General features: G+C 68.9%; 18 protein-coding genes. 12 read left to right on the top strand and 6 right to left on the bottom strand.

All coding sequences use genetic code 11. From position 1 onward, the window contains the following. Positions 1-69: 69 nt before the first annotated feature. The gene (locus ACFFIC_RS21335) at positions 70-1,035 is read right to left on the bottom strand and encodes a hypothetical protein (protein ID WP_377054120.1); all 966 of its coding nucleotides are present in this window, start codon (positions 1,033-1,035) and stop codon (positions 70-72) included. An 88-nt stretch (positions 1,036-1,123) separates the two neighbouring features. Then, entirely contained in the window at positions 1,124-1,945 is an 822-nt protein-coding gene (locus tag ACFFIC_RS21330; RefSeq protein WP_377054118.1) for an alpha/beta fold hydrolase, read from the bottom strand. A gap of 286 nt (positions 1,946-2,231) precedes the next feature. Here ACFFIC_RS21330 and ACFFIC_RS21325 point away from each other — a divergent pair, with 286 nt between their 5' ends. Next, positions 2,232-3,329: an alkene reductase gene (locus ACFFIC_RS21325; RefSeq protein WP_377054116.1), complete on the top strand. Its 1,098-nt coding sequence runs from the start codon at positions 2,232-2,234 to the stop codon at positions 3,327-3,329. 415 nt (positions 3,330-3,744) lie between these two features. Here ACFFIC_RS21325 and ACFFIC_RS21320 read toward each other — a convergent pair whose 3' ends face one another. Next, positions 3,745-6,039 carry a hybrid sensor histidine kinase/response regulator gene (locus ACFFIC_RS21320; protein WP_377054114.1) on the bottom strand — a complete coding sequence of 765 codons (2,295 nt, stop codon included), beginning with the start codon at positions 6,037-6,039 and terminating at the stop codon, positions 3,745-3,747. A gap of 649 nt (positions 6,040-6,688) precedes the next feature. Between ACFFIC_RS21320 and ACFFIC_RS21315 the strand changes: the two genes are divergently transcribed. From ACFFIC_RS21315 to ACFFIC_RS21280, 8 genes are all read left to right on the top strand, one after another. Beyond that, positions 6,689-7,066 (top strand): PRC-barrel domain-containing protein, encoded by a 378-nt coding sequence (locus tag ACFFIC_RS21315; RefSeq protein ID WP_377054112.1) that lies wholly within the window; start codon positions 6,689-6,691, stop codon positions 7,064-7,066. 65 nt (positions 7,067-7,131) lie between these two features. Beyond that, positions 7,132-7,884 (top strand): 4-hydroxy-tetrahydrodipicolinate reductase, encoded by a 753-nt coding sequence (gene dapB, locus ACFFIC_RS21310; RefSeq protein WP_377054110.1) that lies wholly within the window; start codon positions 7,132-7,134, stop codon positions 7,882-7,884. A gap of 13 nt (positions 7,885-7,897) precedes the next feature. Continuing rightward, on the top strand, positions 7,898-8,236 hold the full coding sequence (locus tag ACFFIC_RS21305) for a DUF7002 family protein (protein WP_377054108.1): 339 nt from the start codon (positions 7,898-7,900) through the stop codon (positions 8,234-8,236). A gap of 344 nt (positions 8,237-8,580) precedes the next feature. Next, the gene (locus ACFFIC_RS21300) at positions 8,581-9,159 is read left to right on the top strand and encodes a lipid-binding SYLF domain-containing protein (RefSeq protein WP_377054106.1); all 579 of its coding nucleotides are present in this window, start codon (positions 8,581-8,583) and stop codon (positions 9,157-9,159) included. Positions 9,160-9,281: 122 nt separating this feature from the next. Continuing rightward, positions 9,282-10,322, top strand: a complete 1,041-nt coding sequence (locus ACFFIC_RS21295; protein WP_377054104.1) for an Ldh family oxidoreductase — start codon at positions 9,282-9,284, stop codon at positions 10,320-10,322. 164 nt (positions 10,323-10,486) lie between these two features. Beyond that, complete coding sequence (locus ACFFIC_RS21290) at positions 10,487-12,028, top strand: sensor histidine kinase (RefSeq protein ID WP_377054102.1); 1,542 nt, start codon at positions 10,487-10,489, stop codon at positions 12,026-12,028. Next, entirely contained in the window at positions 12,025-12,396 is a 372-nt protein-coding gene (locus ACFFIC_RS21285) for a response regulator (RefSeq protein WP_377054100.1), read from the top strand. The genes ACFFIC_RS21290 and ACFFIC_RS21285 overlap by 4 nt, the downstream gene beginning before the upstream one ends. Further along, positions 12,393-12,695 carry an Ldh family oxidoreductase gene (locus ACFFIC_RS21280; RefSeq protein WP_377054126.1) on the top strand — a complete coding sequence of 101 codons (303 nt, stop codon included), beginning with the start codon at positions 12,393-12,395 and terminating at the stop codon, positions 12,693-12,695. The genes ACFFIC_RS21285 and ACFFIC_RS21280 overlap by 4 nt, the downstream gene beginning before the upstream one ends. A 33-nt stretch (positions 12,696-12,728) precedes the next feature. Here ACFFIC_RS21280 and ACFFIC_RS21275 read toward each other — a convergent pair whose 3' ends face one another. Both ACFFIC_RS21275 and ACFFIC_RS21270 read right to left on the bottom strand, forming a co-directional pair. Then, positions 12,729-13,211, bottom strand: a complete 483-nt coding sequence (locus tag ACFFIC_RS21275) for a hypothetical protein (protein ID WP_377054098.1) — start codon at positions 13,209-13,211, stop codon at positions 12,729-12,731. Between the two features lie 42 nt (positions 13,212-13,253). Beyond that, a complete protein-coding gene (locus ACFFIC_RS21270; protein ID WP_377054096.1) occupies positions 13,254-14,885 on the bottom strand; it encodes a DUF6119 family protein in 1,632 nt (543 codons plus the stop codon). Positions 14,886-15,144: 259 nt separating this feature from the next. Here ACFFIC_RS21270 and ACFFIC_RS21265 point away from each other — a divergent pair, with 259 nt between their 5' ends. The 3 genes from ACFFIC_RS21265 to trmB all read left to right on the top strand — a co-directional run bounded on the left by ACFFIC_RS21265 (position 15,145) and on the right by trmB (position 17,889). Next, entirely contained in the window at positions 15,145-15,708 is a 564-nt protein-coding gene (locus tag ACFFIC_RS21265) for a transposase (RefSeq protein WP_377054094.1), read from the top strand. 112 nt (positions 15,709-15,820) lie between these two features. Further along, entirely contained in the window at positions 15,821-17,008 is a 1,188-nt protein-coding gene (metK, locus tag ACFFIC_RS21260) for a methionine adenosyltransferase (RefSeq protein WP_377054092.1), read from the top strand. A 167-nt stretch (positions 17,009-17,175) separates the two neighbouring features. Then, positions 17,176-17,889: a tRNA (guanine(46)-N(7))-methyltransferase TrmB gene (trmB, locus tag ACFFIC_RS21255; protein ID WP_377054090.1), complete on the top strand. Its 714-nt coding sequence runs from the start codon at positions 17,176-17,178 to the stop codon at positions 17,887-17,889. An 82-nt stretch (positions 17,890-17,971) separates the two neighbouring features. Here the strand turns inward: trmB and ACFFIC_RS21250 are convergent, their stop codons facing one another. Continuing rightward, entirely contained in the window at positions 17,972-18,859 is an 888-nt protein-coding gene (locus ACFFIC_RS21250; protein ID WP_377054088.1) for a class I SAM-dependent methyltransferase, read from the bottom strand. Between the last annotated feature and the right edge of the window lie 90 nt (positions 18,860-18,949).

Below are 18,949 nucleotides of genomic sequence, written 5' to 3'. Positions count from 1 at the left end.
GGTCGATGCCTTCCTCAACGGCATCCGCGCCGCGTGAGGCCACCTCGCCGGAAGTAGGGGCGCCCGCCCCTACTCCTCCTCCACCTCGCCCGGTCCCCGCTCCAGCCGGCTCCGCACCGCCGTCAGCTCCTCCAGCCAGCGGTCCAGCATGGCGCGCAGCCCGTCGGGCGTGACCCCCTCCACGCTGTCCAGCCGCGACACCACCACGCGCTTCTCCTCGGGCAGTTCCACCCGCGCCCAGCGCGTCAGCCCGTGCAGCGCCAGCGCCAGCGCCAGCGCGTCCCCCTCCTCCACGGAGATCGCCAGCGAGAAGGCGATGGTGCCGTAGTGCCAGGCCAGCGCCGGCGGGTCCTCCTCCTCCACGGGGTCCGTCAGCTCCACCTGGAAGGGCAGCGGCGCGCCGTGCTGCACCAGGAAGGCCGGCGCCTCGTCGTCGTCCTCCGGCTCCCCCTCGATGATCTCGAGCCCGGCCTCGCGCAGCAGCCCCTCCACGTGGATCGGCCGCAGCCCCTCCAGGAAGGCCTCCGCCTCGCCCAGCGCCGTCTCGTGGATCACGGAAGCCTGCAACGGCACGCTCGGATCCCAGCCAAAGGCGCCCACCAGCGCCTCCATCACCGTCCGCGCCAGCGAGGCGCAGCCCGCCTCGTCCAGCGGCGGCAGGTCGCGCGACCAGTCCTCCCGCCCCTGCGGCGCCAGCGTCAGCCCGAGCGTCTTGAGCACGCTCGCCCGCTTGCGCGCCGGGACCGCCAGCTTGGCGAAAGCCCCGCGCGGCGCGAACCGCCCGGAGGCCACCTCCACCGCGCTGCTCGCGAAGGGGGCCGAGAAGACCTGCGCATAGGCCGCCTCCCCCATCTCCGGCAGCATGGCCGAGACCGTGAGGAACCGCATGTCCCCCAGGGCCCAGGAGATGCCCTCCTCCTGCGGGTCCCACAGGCAGGTGGACATCACCGCCCGTGTCAGCTTGCGCAGTACCTCCGCCTGGGAGGCCCGGGAGCCCCCCCGGTGCAAGGTCCAGCCCCGGGTCCGTCGTTCCATGGTCATGCGCCCATTGTTTGCGCCGGCGGCCCGATCGCCAAGGCCCCCGCCCGCAACGGTCGCCCCTGCCCCGGACGGTTCCCGGGGATCAGGCGTTCAGGAAGGCCAGCAGGTCCGCGTTCAGCCGGTCCTTCTCCGTGAAGAACAGCCCGTGCGCCGCCCCGCCATATTCCACCAGCTTCGCCCCCTGGATCAGCCGCGCCGCCGCCCGCCCGGACACGTCGATGGGAACGGTCTGGTCGGCATCCCCGTGGATCACCAGCGTCGGCACCGTGAAGGCGCGCATGTCCCCCCGGAAATCCGTCTCCGAGAAGGCGCGCACGCAATCCACCGTCGCCTTGGGCGAGGCCTGCATCGCCAGCCCGAGCGCCCATTGCTGGATCTCGTTCGTCACCGTGAAGTTCAGCATCCCCGCGCCGAAGAACTGTTTCCCGAAGGTGGCCAGGAAGCTCGGCCGGTCCTCCAGCAGCCCCGCGACGATCTTGTCGAACACCTCCCGCGGCACCCCTTCCTCATGGCCCGGGGCCTTCAGCAGATAGGGCGTCACAGCGCTCACCAGCACCGCCTTCGCCACGCGCGACGACCCGTGCCGCGCGAGATACCGCGCCACCTCCCCGCCGCCCATCGAGAACCCCACCAGGGCCGCCCCCTGAAGATCCAGCCCCTCCATCAGAGCCGCCAGATCGTCCGCGAGGGTGTCGTAGTCATAGCCCGAATAGGGCTTGCCGCTTTCCCCGAAGCCGCGCCGGTCATAGGCGATCACCCGGAAGCCCTGCGCCGCCAGGAACATCGCCTGGTATTCCCACATGGCCCCGCTGAGCGGCCAGCCGTGGATCAGCACCACGGGCTTTCCCGACCCCCAGTCGTTGTAGTGGATGGCAACGTCGTCACGCGTCTTCACGAAGGGCACGGCGGTCTCCTCGGCACACAGCGCCGAGGGAACGGCCCCCCGGCGGGCCGGTTGCCCCCGGTCCCCGCCCGCGGGGAAACCAGCGCGGAGAAACCCCGCGGGGAAACCCCCGTTTGCTGCACCGCACATGGCAGCCATGCCCGACGGTCCCCCTCAACACGGCCGCGGCGCACCAAATCCCCCTTCAACCGCCGGCACCCCGGCGCAGCGACCCCGCCGGTTCCCGGCACCCGCAACCCGTGCCCGGCGGCAACCGCCGCTTCGGCACGCCCGACAAAGGCCCAGCATGAACAACGATCCCGCCGGCAGCCCCCTCTTCACCCCCACGAAGACCGGCGCCATCGATCTCGCCAACCGCGTCGCCATGGCGCCCCTCACCCGCAGCCGCGCCGTCGCGGGCGACGTCCCCCGCGCCTCCGCCGCCACCTACTACGCCCAGCGCGCGACCGCCGGCCTGATCATCTCGGAAGCCACCCAGATCTCCCCGCAGGGCAAGGGCTACGCCTACACCCCCGGCATCCATTCCGAGGAACAGGTCGCCGGCTGGCGCCCGGTGACGGAAGCCGTCCACAAGGCCGGTGGCCGCATCGTGGCCCAGCTCTGGCACGTGGGCCGCATCTCCCACCCGGACCTGCAGCCGGGCAACGCCCTGCCCGTCGCCCCCTCCGCCATCACCCCCAAGGGCCAGGCCTTCACGGAAACGGGCTTCAAGCCCCATGTCGAGCCCCGCGCGCTGGAAGCCGGTGAGATCCCCGGCATCGTCGCCGACTACGCCCGCGCCGCCCGCAACGCGCTGGCCGCCGGCTTCGACGGTGTCGAGGTCCACGCCGCCAACGGCTACCTCATCGACCAGTTCCTGCGGAACGGCAGCAACAAGCGCACCGACCGCTACGGCGGCAGCATCGAGAACCGCGTCCGCCTGATGCTGGAAGTGACCCAGGCCGTGGTGGACGCCATCGGCGCCGACCGCACGGGCATCCGCCTCTCCCCGGTCACCCCCGCCAACGACGCCAGCGACAGCGACCCCGCCCCTCTCTTCCAGTACGCGGTGGAAGCCCTCGCCCCCCTCAACCTCGCCTATCTCCACATGATCGAGGGCGCGACCGGCGGCGCGCGCGACGTCGTTCCCGGCTTCGACTTCATGGCGCTGAAGAAGGCCTTCCGCGGCCCCTACATGGCCAACAACGGCTACGACTTCGCGCTCGCCGACGCCGCCATCCGCGAGGGCCGCGCCGACCTCGTCGCCTTTGGCCGCCCCTTCATCGCCAACCCCGACCTGGTGGAGCGCATGAAGACCGGCGCCCCCCTCGCCACCCCCGACAAGAGCACCTTCTACGGCGGCGACGAGCACGGCTACACGGATTATCCCGCCCTCGCCGCCTAAGCGGCCATGGGCCGCCCTCGCCGCGTAAGCGGCAGTTGGGGGAACGCCCTGTCCTGACAGCCCATCAAGGCTGAGCCCCGGGGGGAGGAAGAAGCAGTTCTTCCTCCCCCCGGACGCGTCGAAGGCCGTGCTACCAGCGGGAGAATGGGAAGCGCCCACCAGCGGCCTCAAGCAGGCTGGGTGAACTCCCAGGCTCCGGATGTGCCATGCCCGGGGAAACCGAGCCCCGGCGGTTCACCAGGCAACGACCGCCGAGTAAACCCGCAGGAGCGCCGAGGAGAGCCGGCGCGTGCTGGCCAGCGACCCGGCGCCCGAACCGCGCGCCGGGCTGCTCGTCGCACCGCCCATCGCCGGGAAGGTCCTCAAGGTGAAGGCCGGCCGAGCCGCCGCGCTTCCCGGCATCCCGCCGGAACCCTCAGGCCGAGCGTCCCTCCACCGGCCGGAACGGCACCACCGTTCCCCCGGCCGGTGCGCTGGCGGGCGGCCCGGCCGCCGCCCCGCTCCCGGGCGCGGCGGCCCCCAGGCAGGCCTCCACGGCCTGCACCAGCTCCGCCTGGGCGAAAGGCTTGCCCAGCAGCGGCAGCCCCGACCGCGACAGCTCCGCCCGCTCGGCATAGCCCGTGCCCAGCAGCACCGGCAGCCCCGGCCAAAGGCGCCGGAGCTCCATCCCCAGCTGCACCCCCGTCATGCCCGGCATCACCTGGTCCGTCAGCACCAGGTCCAGCTTGGCCCCGGCCCGCAGGATCTCCAGCGCCTGCCGGCCGGAAGCCGCCTCCACCACCGCGTAGCCCACGTCCTCCAGCATGGAAGCCGTGCTCGCCAGCACCAGCGGGTCGTCGTCCACCACCATCACGGTCCGCCGCCCGGGCGTGTCCTGGGCTGGCCAGGCCACCTCCGGCACCGGCGCCGGCGCACCGCGCGCCGCCGCCTCCTCCGCCCGCGGCAGCCAAAGCTCCGCCGTCGTGCCCTCCCCCGGCCGGCTCCGCAGCACCAGCCGCCCGTTGGACTGCGCGGCCAGGCCATAAACCATGGAAAGCCCGAGCCCGGTGCCCTTGCCCACGCCCTTGGTGGTGAAGAATGGCTCCACGCAGCGCGCCAGCGTCCCCTCGTCCATGCCCATGCCGGTGTCGGTCACCCCCAGCACCACATAGGCGCCCGGCCGCAGCTCCCCCCCGGCCGGGGAGGCCGCCACCCGCTCCTCCCTGGCGAAAACCGTCAGCTGCCCCTGCCCGGCCATCGCGTCCCGCGCGTTCACCGCCAGGTTCAGCAGCGCCAGCTCAAGCTGGTTCGCGTCCACATGCGCGGCGCCGATGCCCGGCGGAAACAGCGTCTCCAGCCGCACCCCGGTGCCGAGCGAGGAGCGCAGCAGGTCCGACATCCCGCGCACCAGCGCCACCACGTCCACCGCCTGCGGCCGGAGCGCCTGCCCGCGGCTGAAGGCCAGCAGCCGCTGCGTCAGCGACGCCCCGCGCTGCGCCCCCTGCAAGGCGTTCTCCAGCAACCGCGCCGCCCGCTCGTCCCCGGCCGGCAGGCGCTTTCTCAGCAGGTGCAGGCTGCCCAGCACGGCCGTCAGCAGGTTGTTGAAGTCGTGCGCGATCCCGCCCGTGAGCTGCCCCACCGCCTCCATCTTCTGCGCCTGGCGCACCCGCTGCTCCGCCGCCTCGCGCTGGCGCGTCTCCTGCCGCAGATTGGCCAGCGCGGCCCGCAGCCGAAGCATCGTCGCCCGCTCCGTCTGCACCCCGCGCAAGGCCAGCCAGGAAACCAGCAGCAGCATGAAGGAAGCGACCCCCGACACCGCGCCGAACAGCCGGAGGTTGTCGTGCCAGCGCCGCAGCAGCGCCGACTTGTCCACGCCATGCGCCACGAAGACCGGGTAATTCCCCACGCGGCGGTAGGCATAGGCCCGCTCCACCCCGTCCTTCCCCGTGACGCCCAGGAAGGACCCGCCCTCGGGCCGCTCCGCGATCTGGCGCAGCAGCCGGCTGTCGGGCGGCAACCGCGCCGCGGCCTCGCTGTGCTCGGGCACCCGCGCCAGCACCGCCCCGTCCGAGCGCAGCAGCGCCGCCACATGCGCCCCCCGCGGCGCCGAGGCCTCGTAGTAGCGCGTGAAGTAATCCGGGCTCAGCGCGATGTGCACGATGCCGTCGAAGCGCCCATCCGCGCTGACGTGCCGCCGGCTGAGGGCGAAGCTCGAAGCCCCCGTCGCCCGCCCCCAGAAGGCGGCGCTCACGAAAAGCCCGGCGTCCCGCTCGCGCTGGGCCTGGAAGAACTCGCGGTTGGCGATCGACGCCTCCGGGTTCCAGCCGTGGCTGCCGGCGCGCACCACCCCCTCGGCATCGGTCACCCAGACGGAAACCACCTGCTCCAGCGGCGCCTTCAGCCGCGCCAGGAAGGCGCTGGTTTCCGGCGCCGCGATCTCCTCCCAGCCCATGCCGCGGATGCGGTCGTCCACCCGCCCCAGCACCAGCTCGCCCGTTTCGAACACCTTGCGCGCATGCTCGTCCATCACCGTCACGGTGCGCGCCACCCCGGCCTGGCCCTCGCGCAGCACGTCCATGCGGTTGTTCAGGGCGGCCACGGCGAACAGCACCGCCGGCATCAGCACGGAAGCGGCGACCAGCAGGTGGTGCAGGCGCAGCGAGCGGGTTCCGCCCTCCGCGGCACGCGACCGGTCCGGCCCGACACCGGATGTTCCACGAAACTGCATCATGCCTTTCCACAGGCGGCCGGCACAACCGGGCCCGGTTCGCCGCGAAGAGCGCTCCGGCAAGGCGGCACAGGCACCGCAGCGTTGCAGGCCGCGCCACACCCGGCTGGCAGAATACCACGCGGCCGCCCGCACTTGCAGCGATGTTCATGCAGCGCCAGTCTCGCCGCCCGGCCGCGCCCGCTCCGGAAAAGCGTCCTGAGACAAGGCCTTGCGGCCCGGCGAATTCATTGGGCTTTGTAAAGAATGGTAGCACGGCGGCGCCCCGCCCGCCGGTCCAGCCCGCCGGCCGGGCCAGGCAGCGGCAGGCCGGTGGAGCAGCGCGCTCCCTCCGGCCCCGCACGTGACCCGTCCAGCGCCTCGAGCCGGAGGGAAGCCCCCGCTCGATCAGCGCCCGCCCGCAGCCGCGGCGCCCCGCCGCGACGGGCGCGGGCATCCGCACGCCGGGCGGCGTCGATGCCCGGCCGAAGGAGCGGGGGCGATGCGCGGTGAACGCCCCGCGACGCTCCTCCCCATCGGGGGAAATATCCCGCTCCCCGATGGAATGGTCCCCTCCGCCCCGCGGATCGGACCCGGCGCGATCCCAAATGCATCGCGCCCGCGAACCTGTTCCCCGGCGCCGCGTTTTCCCGGCACATCCAAGGATCGCACCATGTCCGCCACCGGCCAGGACACCCCCCGCCGCCTCATCTCCGCCGACAAGGTGGAGGGCACCACCGTCTACAACCGCGCCGGCGAGCACCTCGGCACCATCGAAACCCTCATGATCGACAAGGTGTCCGGCCGCGTCGCCTTCGCCGTCATGGCCTTCGGCGGCTTCCTCGGGATCGGGGAAAGCCAGCACCCCCTGCCCTGGTCCGTCCTCACCTACGACACCGGGCTCGGCGGCTACGTCGTGGACCTCACCCAGGACCAGCTCAAGGGCGCCCCCAGCTACGCCCCCGCCGAGGACATGGACCTCAGCGACACCCAGGGCCGCCGCGTCTACGACTACTACAAGGCCGAGCCCTTCTGGCTGGACAACCCCTGAGCCCCCTTCCCCCCGCCCCCGTTCCGCCCGAAAACCTCCGGCACCACCAAGGGGGCAGCACGGCAATGGGCAGGATCGGCATCCTCGGCATCTCCGGCCGCATGGGCCAGCTCCTGGCGGAGGAAGTGGCCGCCGCCGGCGCCACCCTCGCCGGCGGCACCGCCCGCCGGGGCGAGCAATGGCCCAGCGACCCCAATGCCCTCGCCCGCGTCTCCGACGCCCTGATCGACTTCACCACCGCGGACGCCGCCCAGGCCCATGCCCGGGCGGCCGCCGCGGCCCGCAAGCCCCTCATCCTCGGCACCTCCGGCCTGTCCCGCGCCCAGGAAGCCGCGCTGGAGGAGGCCGCGAAGCACATCCCCATCGTCTATGCCGCCAACTTCGCCCCCGGCGTGAACCTCCTCCTCGCCCTGGCCGAGCGCATGGCCGCCGCCCTGCCGGGCGAGACCTACGACGCCGAAATCCTCGAAACCCACCACCGCCAGAAGATCGACGCCCCCTCCGGCACGGCCCTGGCCCTCGGCCGCGCCGTCGCGGCCGGCCGCGGCACCACGCTGGAAGCGGCCGGCATCGAATCCGGCCGCGACGGCCACACCGGCGCCCGCAAGCCCGGCGCCATCGGCTTCGCCGCCCTCCGCGCGGGCCAGGTGGTGGGCGAGCACACCCTTCTCTTCGCCTCCGGCGAGGAACACATCGCCCTCACCCACCGCTCCTTCGACCGCCGCGTCTACGCCACCGGCGCCGTCCGCGCCGCCCTCTGGGCGCTCAAGCAGCCCCCCGGCCTCTACGGAATGAAGCACGTCCTCAACATGGCCTGAGCGCGACCCCCGGATGGACTTCGCCCGCCACAACCCGCGCCTCTTCCACGTCACCCACCGCACGGCGCTGGACAGCATCCGCGCCCACGGCCTCCTGCCCACCGCCGCCCTCGCCACCGGCACCCCCACCACCAGGAACCGCAACGCCTGGACCCCGGCCCCCGCGCCCGACGGCACCACCGCCTGGCTCCGCTGGCAGAACATGCCGGAAGACCCGATCGCCACCCGCCTCCACCCCGCGATCCCGCCCGCGGCCTGGCGCCTGTTCATCAACAGCATGGTCTTCCTCTTCGCCAGCGAGGCCGATGCCCGCCGCCTCGCCGCCAGCCCCCGCGACGCCGACCGGGACTAGGTCACGCTGCGCTTCGAAACCACCGCCCTCCTCCAGGCCGGCTGCGCCCTCCTCGCCTGCCGCTGGAACAACGGCTACCTCGACCGCGCCCCAGCCACCCGCCGGCGCCTCCGCGCCTATGACGACTACCGTCCCGCCGCCCTCTGGCGCCGCGGCGACAACCTCGGCGAGATCACCGCCTTCGGCGGCATCCCCGCCGGCATCCCCTTCGAAGCCCTGGCCTGACCGCCCGGCTTTACCGAATGAAACACCTGTTCGACATGATGTGACGCCCGCAGCCACGCCGGGTTGAGCGCGTTCCCTACCCCGTCACGCCCCCGCAAATGGCCCGACGGACCCCGACCATGACCCACCCCACCCGCCGCACCCTCGCGACCCGCCTCCTCCCCGCCGCCGCCCTCACCCTCGCGGCCACAACCCCTCTTCTCCGCCCGACTCCCGCCCAGGCAGCCACCCGCGCCGAGATCGACGCCGACGTCACGGCCGCCCTCACCCGCCTCCGCAACCTCCCCCAGGCCCGCGCTCTCCACGAGCAGGTCCGCGCCACCCTCATCTTCCCCCGCATCATCCAGGGCGGCTTCGTCGTCGGCGGCCAGTACGGCGAAGGCGCCCTGCTGCAAGGCGGCACCACCCGCGGCTACTTCAACATCGCCGGCGCCTCCTTCGGCCTCCTCATCGGCGCCCAGGCCTCCGGCCTCGCCATGTTCTTCATGACCGAGGAAGCCCTGCGGAATCTCATGAACGCCGAAGGCTGGGAAATCGGCACCGGCCCCGCCGTGGTCGTGCTGGACCGCGGCGCCCAGATCAACGCCACCTCCACCACGCTGCGCGAACCCGTCTACGCCGTCACCTTCAACCAGGAAGGCCTCATGGCCTCCATCGCCCTCAACGGCACCAAGATCACCCAGATCCGCCCCTCTTAATCCGTCGCGGGCAGCCTTCGGGGAGGCTCCGCTCCCCGAAACCCCCAGCCGAAAGCGGAAGGCTTCCTGCCGACGCCGAGGGGGGTGGACGCACCCCCCGGACCCCGCGATCTAATAGCGGGATGGAAAACGTCCTCACCGTTCCCGCGGAACTGCTCCACCGGCAGCTCACCACGGTCTTCACCACCTGGGGCATGTCCCAGGACCACGCCGACACCGCCGCCACCATCATGGTCGAAACCGACCTGTCCGGCGTCGACTCCCACGGCGTCGGAATGCTCCCCTTCTACCAGATCGCCGTGCGCGAAGGCCGCCTCGACCCCCGCGCCACCCCCACCATCGCCAACGACCGCGGCCCCGCCGCCCTCATCGACGCGCACCACTGCATCGGCCACGTCGCCGCCCACCTCGCCATGACCACCGCCATCGACAAGGCCAGGGAACACGGCATCGGCGTCACCGCCGTCACCAACTCCACCCACTACGGCGCCGCCGGCTGGTACGCCCGCATGGCCGCCGAGCACGGCCTCATCGCCATCTCCCTCACCAACTCGCCCCCCCTCCTGGTCCCGACCAACGGCCGCGACCCGGCGCTGGGCACCAACCCCATCGCCTTCGCCGCCCCCGCGCGCGACGGCGCCCGCCCCGTCCTGCTGGACATGGCCACCACCGCCGTCGCCTACGGCAAGGTCTCCATCGCCCGCCGCGCCGGCAAACCCATCCCCGAGGGCTGGGCCCTCACCAGCCAGGGCACCCCCGAGACCGATTCCGCCGCCGCCGCCATCGCCCGCCGCCTCTCCCCCCTCGGCGGCACCCGCAAGCTCGGCGGCCACAAGGGCTACGGCCTGGCCCTGATGGTGGAGGTCCTCTGCGCCACCCTCACCGGCGCCCGCATGGCCGAGAACGAAACCGGCCACTTCTTCCTCGCCCTCGACCCCGCCGCCTTCCGCACGGCCGAAGCCTTCGAGGAAGACATGGAAGAACTCCTCGCCCGCATGCGCGGCATCGCCCCCATCGACCCCGCCCAGCCCGTCCTCATCCCCGGCGACCCCGAGCACGACACCACCCTGCGCCGGCGGGAGAAAGGAATTCCGATGGTGGACACCCTCGTGGAGGAAGTGCGCGCGGTCTGCGCCGAGAGCGGGGCAGCCTTCCTCCTGTAAGAAACGGGCCGCCCGGCCCGGGGCTCTGGCGTCTCCGCCGGCGCGTGGGCACCACAAGCGCGCACGCGCCCCGGCCCGCAAGCGGGGTGCAACTTGTCTGCAGAACGCACCGTTCCCAGGGCGGGTTATAGATGCAATCTCAACGCCTCCAACGAGAGACGAATGTGTCCAGCATCCCAATCGCCGAGCGCCAGCTCGGTGCCGCCGCGGGCCAACCCGGCGCAACCACCAGCCCGTCATGGGGCGGCATCTCACGAACCCTCATGGTGCACGGCCTTTTCCTGGCGGCCGTGCTCGCGCTTCTCCCCGTCGCGGCCAGCAAGGGGCTGGAAATCACCGCGATCACCCCGGCCTTCGCGTCCCTCGTCTTCGTCACGGAGCTGACAACCAGCTTCCTTCTCTTCGTCCAGTTCCGCGCCACCCGCACCTGGTCCGTGCTGCTGCTCGGATGCGCCTACCTGTTCGGCGGCCTGATGCCGCTCCTCCACCTCCTGACCTTCCCCGGCGCAATCCTCCAGAACCAGATCATCCTGGGCACACCCCAGTCTACCGCCTGGGCCTTCCTGTTCTGGATGAGCGGCTACAGCATCCTCATGCTCGCCGCCGTCATCGCCGAACTCGCCGCGCCCGACCGCAAGCTGGCCCCCGCGAACACGAACCGCGCCGCCGCCTGCGCCGTGGCCGCCATCCTCGCCACGGCCGCCGCCTGCGCCCTGGTCTCCACCGCCATGACCGACCGCCTGCCGCCCCCCATGGCCGGCGCCGCATGGACGGGCCTGAACACCGCCATCATCTACACGGCGATGAGCATGCTCGCGGCCAGCGTCCTGCTCATCCTCCTCTTCATCGGCCGGCGGAACACCCTCTTCCTCTGGCTGAGCTGCGCGCTCACGGCCGTGCTCGCCGCCACCATCCTCAGTCACGCCGGCGGCGGCCGCTACACCGTCGGCTGGTCCGTCGGGCGGCTGAGCTGGGCACTCTCGGCCGTCGTGCTCCTCATCTTCTTCCTGCGGCAGTTCGCCCGCCAGCAACACGCCCTCGCCCAAGCCCGGCAATTCCTCGAACAACGCGTGGCCGAGCGGACGACCGACCTCACCCGCACGGTGCACGAGCGCGACCTCCTCCTGCGCGAGGTCCACCACCGCGTGAAGAACAACCTCCAGGTCGTCGACTCCCTCATGAACCTGGAAACCAGCCGCCTGGACGACGCCGCGGCAAAGGAAGCCTTCGAACGCCTGCGCCGCCGCGTCTTCACCCTCGGCCTCGCGCACCAGCAGCTCGCCTCCTCCGAGGACATCCGCGCCTTCAGCATCGCGCCCTTCCTGCGGGACCTCCTGGAGAACCTGTCCGTCGCCCTCTCCGCCAGGGAGGCGGGCATCACCTTCGGCGTCACGGCGGAACCCCTCCCCGTGAACCTCGACCTCGCCATCCCCGTCGGCCTCATCATCACCGAACTGGTCTCCGAGGCGGCCCGGGCCCCGAGGGTGCGGAACGTGTCCGTCGAGTTCCGCCAGGCGGGCGCCGGCACCGCGCTGCTCGCGGTCGACAACGACGCGGCCGCCCCCACCTTCCCCGATGGCCACGTCTCCGGCGTCGGCACCCGCATCGTCACCGGCCTGACCCGCCAGCTCGGCGGCAAGATGAACATCCCGGGCGGCCAGGGCGGCCGCGTGGAAATCCTGATGCCTTCAATGGAGACGACATGACCCTCGCGGCCGAATCCGTCCTGATCGTCGAGGATGAGTATCTCATTGCAGAACTCCTCTCCTCCATGGTCGAGAGGATGGGCCTGACCGTCTGCGGCATGGCCGCCACGGCCGACGAGGCGGCGGAACTGGCGCGGCTCCACCAGCCGCGGATCGTCCTGATGGACGTCCGCCTCCAGGGCCGGAAGGACGGCGTCGACGCGGCCCTGGCCATCCACGCGCAGGTCGGGTCGCTCGTGATCTTCGTCACCGGCTCCCAGGAACCCGCGACGGTCGCCCGCATCCACCTGGACCACCCGGCGGCGATCCTGTTCAAGCCGGTCAGCTACGGCCAACTCCGGAAAACCATCCAGGACGTCAGCGCCTGAAGGCGCCCCCCTCCCCTGTCGCCCGCACGAACAGGAACAAGACCGGCCACTTCTTCCTCGCCCTCGACCCCGCCGCCTTCCGCACGGCCGAAGCCTTCGAGGAAGACCTGGAAGAACGCCTCGCCCGTAGGCGCGGCATCGCCCCCATCGACCCCGCCCAGCCCGTCCTCATCCCCGGCGACCCCGAGCACGACGAGACGGCGCGGCGGCGGGAAGGGGGGATTTCGATGGTGCCGACGCTGGTGGAGGAGGTGGGGGGGGTTTGTGCGGAGAGTGGGGCGGAATTTTTGCTTTCTTAGAAGTGCGTTCCAACAGTGTTGGCGGGAAGCTCTTTAACCTGATAAACCACGTCGCTTCATCGCCATCGCTACTCGGTCATTTATTTTGCGCCGTGTGGCTAACTGCTTACCGGATAGAATTCTCTTCTTGAGATTATCTACGGAAAATCCATATTCCCAGGAGTTGATTAGGCCAACCTCCTTCAGGAAAGCTAGTGCATCTGCATTTAAACTCTTTGTGTTATCCAGACGGACCCTCTTTATGCCTTCGAAGATGAGGTCTGATCGAAATCCGAAGAATCGTTTTACGCACCGGTTGCCGACTTCCGTATTCTTCTTTGTAATTACATTGTGTATGCAGCAAATCTCAATGATTGGAGCGTGACCACATAGGCACACCTGCGGCTCATCCGCCTCATAAATATCAGTGAGTTTCCACTCCTTGCGTGCAACTTCCCAATCTCTTGCTTCACTCAACGCGAGAATTTTCTCCATTAATTTTCTAAGATTGTGTCCGCCTTCCGAGGAAATATCCACTGCATGCCTCACAAGCCAAAGATATTCGGAAAACGCCGCCTTCTATGGTGCAGAGCTTTTCTTTCTTGTGGGTTTCTTTTTCGGAGATGCCACTGAGAGGTCTTCAACGAAGCAGATGCTGCGGTGAACGCCCATAAGCTTAAGAGCCTTCGCCGTTCGCATCAGTGTCATACGCGAGAACAACGGCAAGTTGTCCGATTTTTTTGTTTCATCGCGCGTGGTAATAATACAATAACGCACCGCGTACTCTTCGGATAAAATGGGTGCCAGCAAGGAGGCTGTAGCGGAGCCGCCTGCTGCTCTAACAAGATTTTGTAAATTTATGGATGCAGCCGGTTCAACCTTCAATAGTTCGACTGACACCGCACCTTGGTTAAATAAATGACTTAGCTGACTTGATCTAGTCGAGATTTTGACGTGTCGAAGCAGCGCCCTGCCGCCTTCCACGCTGTATATGTCACATGGCTCCACCGGCGTGTACGATTTCGGGCTGATATTTGTTGTGTCCAGACACAGAGTATCAGGGAGTGACGCCGCTACGGCGGAGTTGTACTCGCCCTCAGTTGCTTGGCTGAACGAAGGAAGCTGTGCGTCGGTGACAAACAAAGGGTCTAGATATTCTCGCATTCGATTGATGTAGCTCTTATCGAAGCGATACCAATTTCCTTCCACTAAATGGTAAACACCGCCATTGCCAGGAAGATTTGTATCAAATATGAGAGATTTATAAAAGGGAAAGGCTTCTCGATCATGAGAGTCGTCGTTGACGAGCAGCATTTTGTATCGTTCTACATCAGCCAAAGTAATGGATGATGGTTTCTTTGCTCTTTCCTCAAGATAGTCATAGAAGTTTTCTATGTCAGCACCGTCGTATAATTGGCTCGGGCCTTGCCCCGAAAAGCTGACGGATAAACTTTCATTGTAGTTTATGATGCTTGGAACTGCCAGGCTAATTGAATCTGATTTCCGCCGCAGTGCTTGCAACAGCTTGTGGTCTAATTGGCTTACAACTGCCGGATCATTAATCGGCGAAACACTTTGAACGTCGGGAAAGATGGCCTTGTATTCGTCGCTCAAATATATCGCAAGAAGTTCGCCGCAAAGGTTGCTCATCTCATCCGTGGAAAGTTTGGCGCTGATGCGAAGACTGCTTGCGCCCGTAGCATTCTTGAAAAGGTGCAAGCGAGAAGCTTTGACCTTACCCGTGAGACTTCGAAGGATGCTGCCATCGTTATCCACGTCAAAAAGTGTCAAATCGGCTGCCGTTGGAATCTGAATCCTGCGCCTGCGGGCTGACCCGGGTTCCAGAATATCAGTGCTTTTCAGAGCGCCCCGGTCCACACTGTTTAAGGTTACTCGAAGACCGAAATCGTACTCGTAACCTTCAGGCTTCATGTTGTGTGAGACATGACCAAATGAGAGCGCAAACCATCGACCTTCTCTCGGAATGAAGACGAGAGCACCTTTGCCCACTTGCTCTAATGGCTGCGGAATGCCAAAGAACCCTCTCCACCAGGGTTCGCGTGGCTTGCTATCTAAGATGTATAATAGCGAACCGTCAGGCAGCGCAGTTGCATCAGTTACTGGGTCAAGTCCGTGGTCGGGTTCCAGCACATTTGCTGGTGTGAATGCGCGCTTTAGCAGAAATATGGAGAACGAACGTGTCTTGGCCATGATCTCACCACCACCCATTCCATCATGGAATCGTAACTTTGTCGACACAAGGTGCGAGTTCCGAAAATCGCAAAATAATGTTAAAAATTTGCAGATCTGCCACACGAAGACCGGAATACGAGCTGAGTGCGGAGATCACTTTAGCTCTTGCATACACGTCAGTCGCAAATCCGCTAAAGGCATTTATTCCTTGACAAGGAACGCGAGCTTAGCTAAGAACGAGCTTAGCTAAGAAGCTGATGCCTCTAGGGAGCCCTCCATGCCCCACCCCCGCCCCTGGTCCCTCCTCACCGACGCCGAGTGGTCCCTCCTCGCCCCCCACCTCCCCCTCACCGGCCCGGGCCGCCCCATCGCCAACCCCCGCGCCCGCCTCGACGCCATCTTCCAGGCCGTCACCTCCACCCTCCCCTGGCGCCACACCCGCAGCGCCCACGCCCCCACCGACACCATCCACCGCACCTTCCGCCGCTGGGCCCATGCCGGCCTCTGGTCCCGCCTCCTCAAGCTCGCCGCCCGCCGCCGCGCCCCCGGAACCCTCCGCCGCCTCGTCGATTGGCTCGCGGCCTGCCACCGCCGCACCTACCGCATCCTCGGCCTGCCGGTCCTCGCCCTCGCCCGCCGCCTGAACCTCCCCCAGGCCCTCCCAGGGCCCTCCTGGATGCTCCCCGACCCCGATTTGTCCGAAATGGTTCATCGCGCGGTGAAATGGCTCCTTACCCAGCCCCTCACCCGCGCCAGCATCCCCTATCTCCGCACCTGCCGCGCCCTTCTCCGCACCGCCGGCGGCCGCGCCCGCATCCACCCCTCCCTCATCCCCGCATGAGTGCCCCCCGCCCCCGCGCCTTGACCCCCCGCTTGGTGGAAGCGATACCCCCCCGCCGCCCGGAAACCGGGGTACCGGCTTCCATTCACGCGACAAGAGGCTGAATCACGCCATGCGCGACAAGGGCGAGTACCTTTTCACCTCGGAGTCCGTCTCCGAGGGCCATCCGGACAAGGTGGCGGACCGTATCTCCGATACCGTCCTGGATACCTTCCTGGAGGCCGATCCCTACGCGCGCGTCGCGTGCGAGACCCTGGTCACCACCAACCGCATCATCATCGCCGGCGAAACCCGCGGCCCCGGTGACATCACGCCCGAGCTGCTGATGCACCGCGCCCGCCTCGCCGTGCACGACATCGGCTACGACCAGGAAGGCTTCTCCTGGCGCAACGCCCATGTGGAGTGCCACCTCCACGCCCAGTCCGCCCACATCGCCCAGGGCGTGGACGCCGCCGGCAACAAGGACGAGGGCGCCGGCGACCAGGGCATCATGTTCGGCTACGCCTGCCGCGAAACGCCCGACCTGATGCCCGCGCCCCTCTACTACGCCCACCTGGTCCTCCGCCGCATCAGCGAGGCCCGCCGCAACGAGGACATCTCCGCCAAGGGCCTCCTGCCCGACGCCAAGTCCCAGGTCACCCTGCGCTACGTGGACGGCAAGCCCGTCGGCGCCACCTCGGTGGTCGTCTCCACCCAGCACCAGGAAGGCATGACCCAGGAGGACGTGAAGGCCCTCGTCCTCCCCTTCATCGAGACCTCCCTCCCCCCCGGCTGGATGCCCTCCGCCGAGGAGATCTACGTCAACCCCACCGGCACCTTCGTCATCGGCGGCCCGGACGGCGACTGCGGCCTCACCGGCCGCAAGATCATCGTGGACACCTACGGCGGCGCGGCCCCCCACGGCGGCGGCGCCTTCTCCGGCAAGGACCCCACCAAGGTCGACCGCTCCGCCGCCTACGCCGCCCGCTACGTCGCCAAGAACGTCGTCGCCGCCGGCCTGGCGGAGCGCTGCACCATCCAGGTCTCCTACGCCATCGGCGTCGCCAAGCCCCTCTCGGTCTACTTCGACCTGCACGGCACCGGCCACGACGTGGACGAGGCGAAGCTCACCAAGGTCGTCTCCGACATGGTGAACCTGTCCCCCCGCGGCATCCGCGAGCACCTGCACCTCAACCGCCCCATCTACGTCCCCACCTCCGCCTACGGCCATTTCGGCCGCACGCCGGACGCCGAGCGCGGCACCTTCACCTGGGAACGCACCGACCTCGCGGGCGAGCTGAAGCGCGCCTTCAACCGCTGAGAACAAATCTGTTGACCTTTTGTTCTCATCTGCCCTAGGTTCCCTTCCACCGGACGCCCCCCTTGTCCGGTCCGCCTCCCCCAAGGCGGAGAGAGCCTGAAAGCGTAAAGCAAAGGGCCGTCCCGCATCCCCCGCGGGGCGGCCCTTCCCCCATTCAGGCACACCCCATGGCCTTTGACACCACCCGCCCCGCCCCGCCCGCCGAGGGCATCCCGGACCGCCTCTACGGCCGCCGCCGCGGCCACCCGCTGCGTCCCCGCCAGCAGCGCCTGCTCGACCTCACCCTGCCCCGCATCACCCTCGCCACCCCCGCCGACCCCCGGGCCTCCTTCCCGATGGAGGCCGAGGCCCTCTGGCTCGAGGTCGGCTTCGGGGGCGGCGAGCACGCCCTGGAACTCGCGCGCCACCACCCGCGCACCGCCCTCATCGCCTCCGAGGTCTTCGAGAACGGCCTCTGCTCCCTCCTCACCCACCTCGTTCCCGAGGGCGAGGAGCACACGGCACCCCTGCCCCCCAACCTCCGCCTCTGGCCCCAGGACGCCCGCCACCTCCTGGCCGCCCTGCCGGACGCCTCGCTCGACCGCCTGTTCCTGATGTTCCCGGACCCCTGGCCCAAGGCCCGGCACAGCAAGCGCCGCTTCGCCCACCCGGCCCTGCTGCCCCTGCTCGCGCAGAAGATGCGCCCGGGCGCCGAGTGGCGCATCGCCAGCGACGACCCGACCTACCAGTCCTGGGTGGAGGAGGTGATGGCCGGCCAGCCCCTGTTCACCCTGGCCGCGCGGCACGACGCCCACCCCGAGGGATGGCCCCACACCCGCTACGAGGCCAAGGCCCTGCGCGAAGGCCGCTCGCCGCGCTGGTGGGTGTGGCGGCGCTCCTAGGGCGTCGCCGGCCCGGGCCTGAACGCCGCGCGCGGGCACCGGTCCCGAAGCCTGACCGGCGCACAGGCCATGTCCGGCGGGCTTAGCCCGCGACGGGACGCAGGTAGACGATCAGCTGGTAGAAGTCGTCCAGGGTGTGGTCGTAGCCGGCCACCGCCCAACCCGGCGCGTGCCGGGCCAGCCAGTCGAAGGTGATAGAGGTATCGCCATAGGTGATGTCGCCCTCGACCGCGTCGCGCTTGTGCGGAATGAAGGTGAAGCCGGTCTCGTCGTGCTCGCGCAGGCGGGTGGTGAGGTCGATCGGCACGTCCACCGACTGGCCCGAGGAGGCCGCCACCTGCCAGTATTCGCGCGGGCGGATCGTGATCACCAGCATCCCATCCTCCGCCACGTAGCGGCGCAGGGTGCCGAGGGCCATCCGCGTCGCCCGCTCGGACAAGTGGGTGAACACCGAAAAGGCGTAGATCAGCCGGAACCGCTGCGTCTCCTCCACCGGCAGCGTGCGCGGTAGGTAGTCGGAGATGGCCAGGTGGGCGGGGACCTTGTCGGTGCGGCAGATCTCGATCGAGCGGTCCCAGGGGTCCACGCCCCAGAGCTGCCCGGGCGGCGAGAAATGCAGCATCAGCCGCAGGAGCCGGCCGTAGCCGCAGCCGAAATCCAGGATGGGCGCCTCGCCGAGCGGCGTGCCCGTCAGCTGCTGGAAGCGCAGCGCGACCGAGCGGACGAAGTTCAGGCTCTGGGCCAGAAGCGGGAAGCCAGCCTGGCCCGTCCAGTCCCGCTGCACCTGCTCCGCTGACATACGCGGCAGCACGGCGGACAAGGCCGGGTATTCCGGGTTGGGCATCTGCAGCAGCAGCACGCCGAAATCGTCGAGCGACAGAGCGCGGAGCTTGCCAAGAGCGGCGTCCAGGCCCCCAGACGCGGCGGCGCCCTCGGCCGCGGCGAGGAGGTCGGTCATATGGGCGAACATCGTGTCTCACGCCGGTGGTTACGCGCCTTCAGCTTCTCCCATCCACCCCGGAACTTGGCAAGGCACGCGCGCGGAACGGCGAGGTAAGCC

The sequence above is a fragment of the Muricoccus vinaceus genome (genome assembly GCF_042433125.1).
Taxonomy (GTDB): domain Bacteria; phylum Pseudomonadota; class Alphaproteobacteria; order Acetobacterales; family Acetobacteraceae; genus Roseomonas; species Roseomonas vinacea.
Note: the sequence above shows the minus strand (reverse complement) of the source record. Positions and strands in the feature narration are given on the sequence as shown.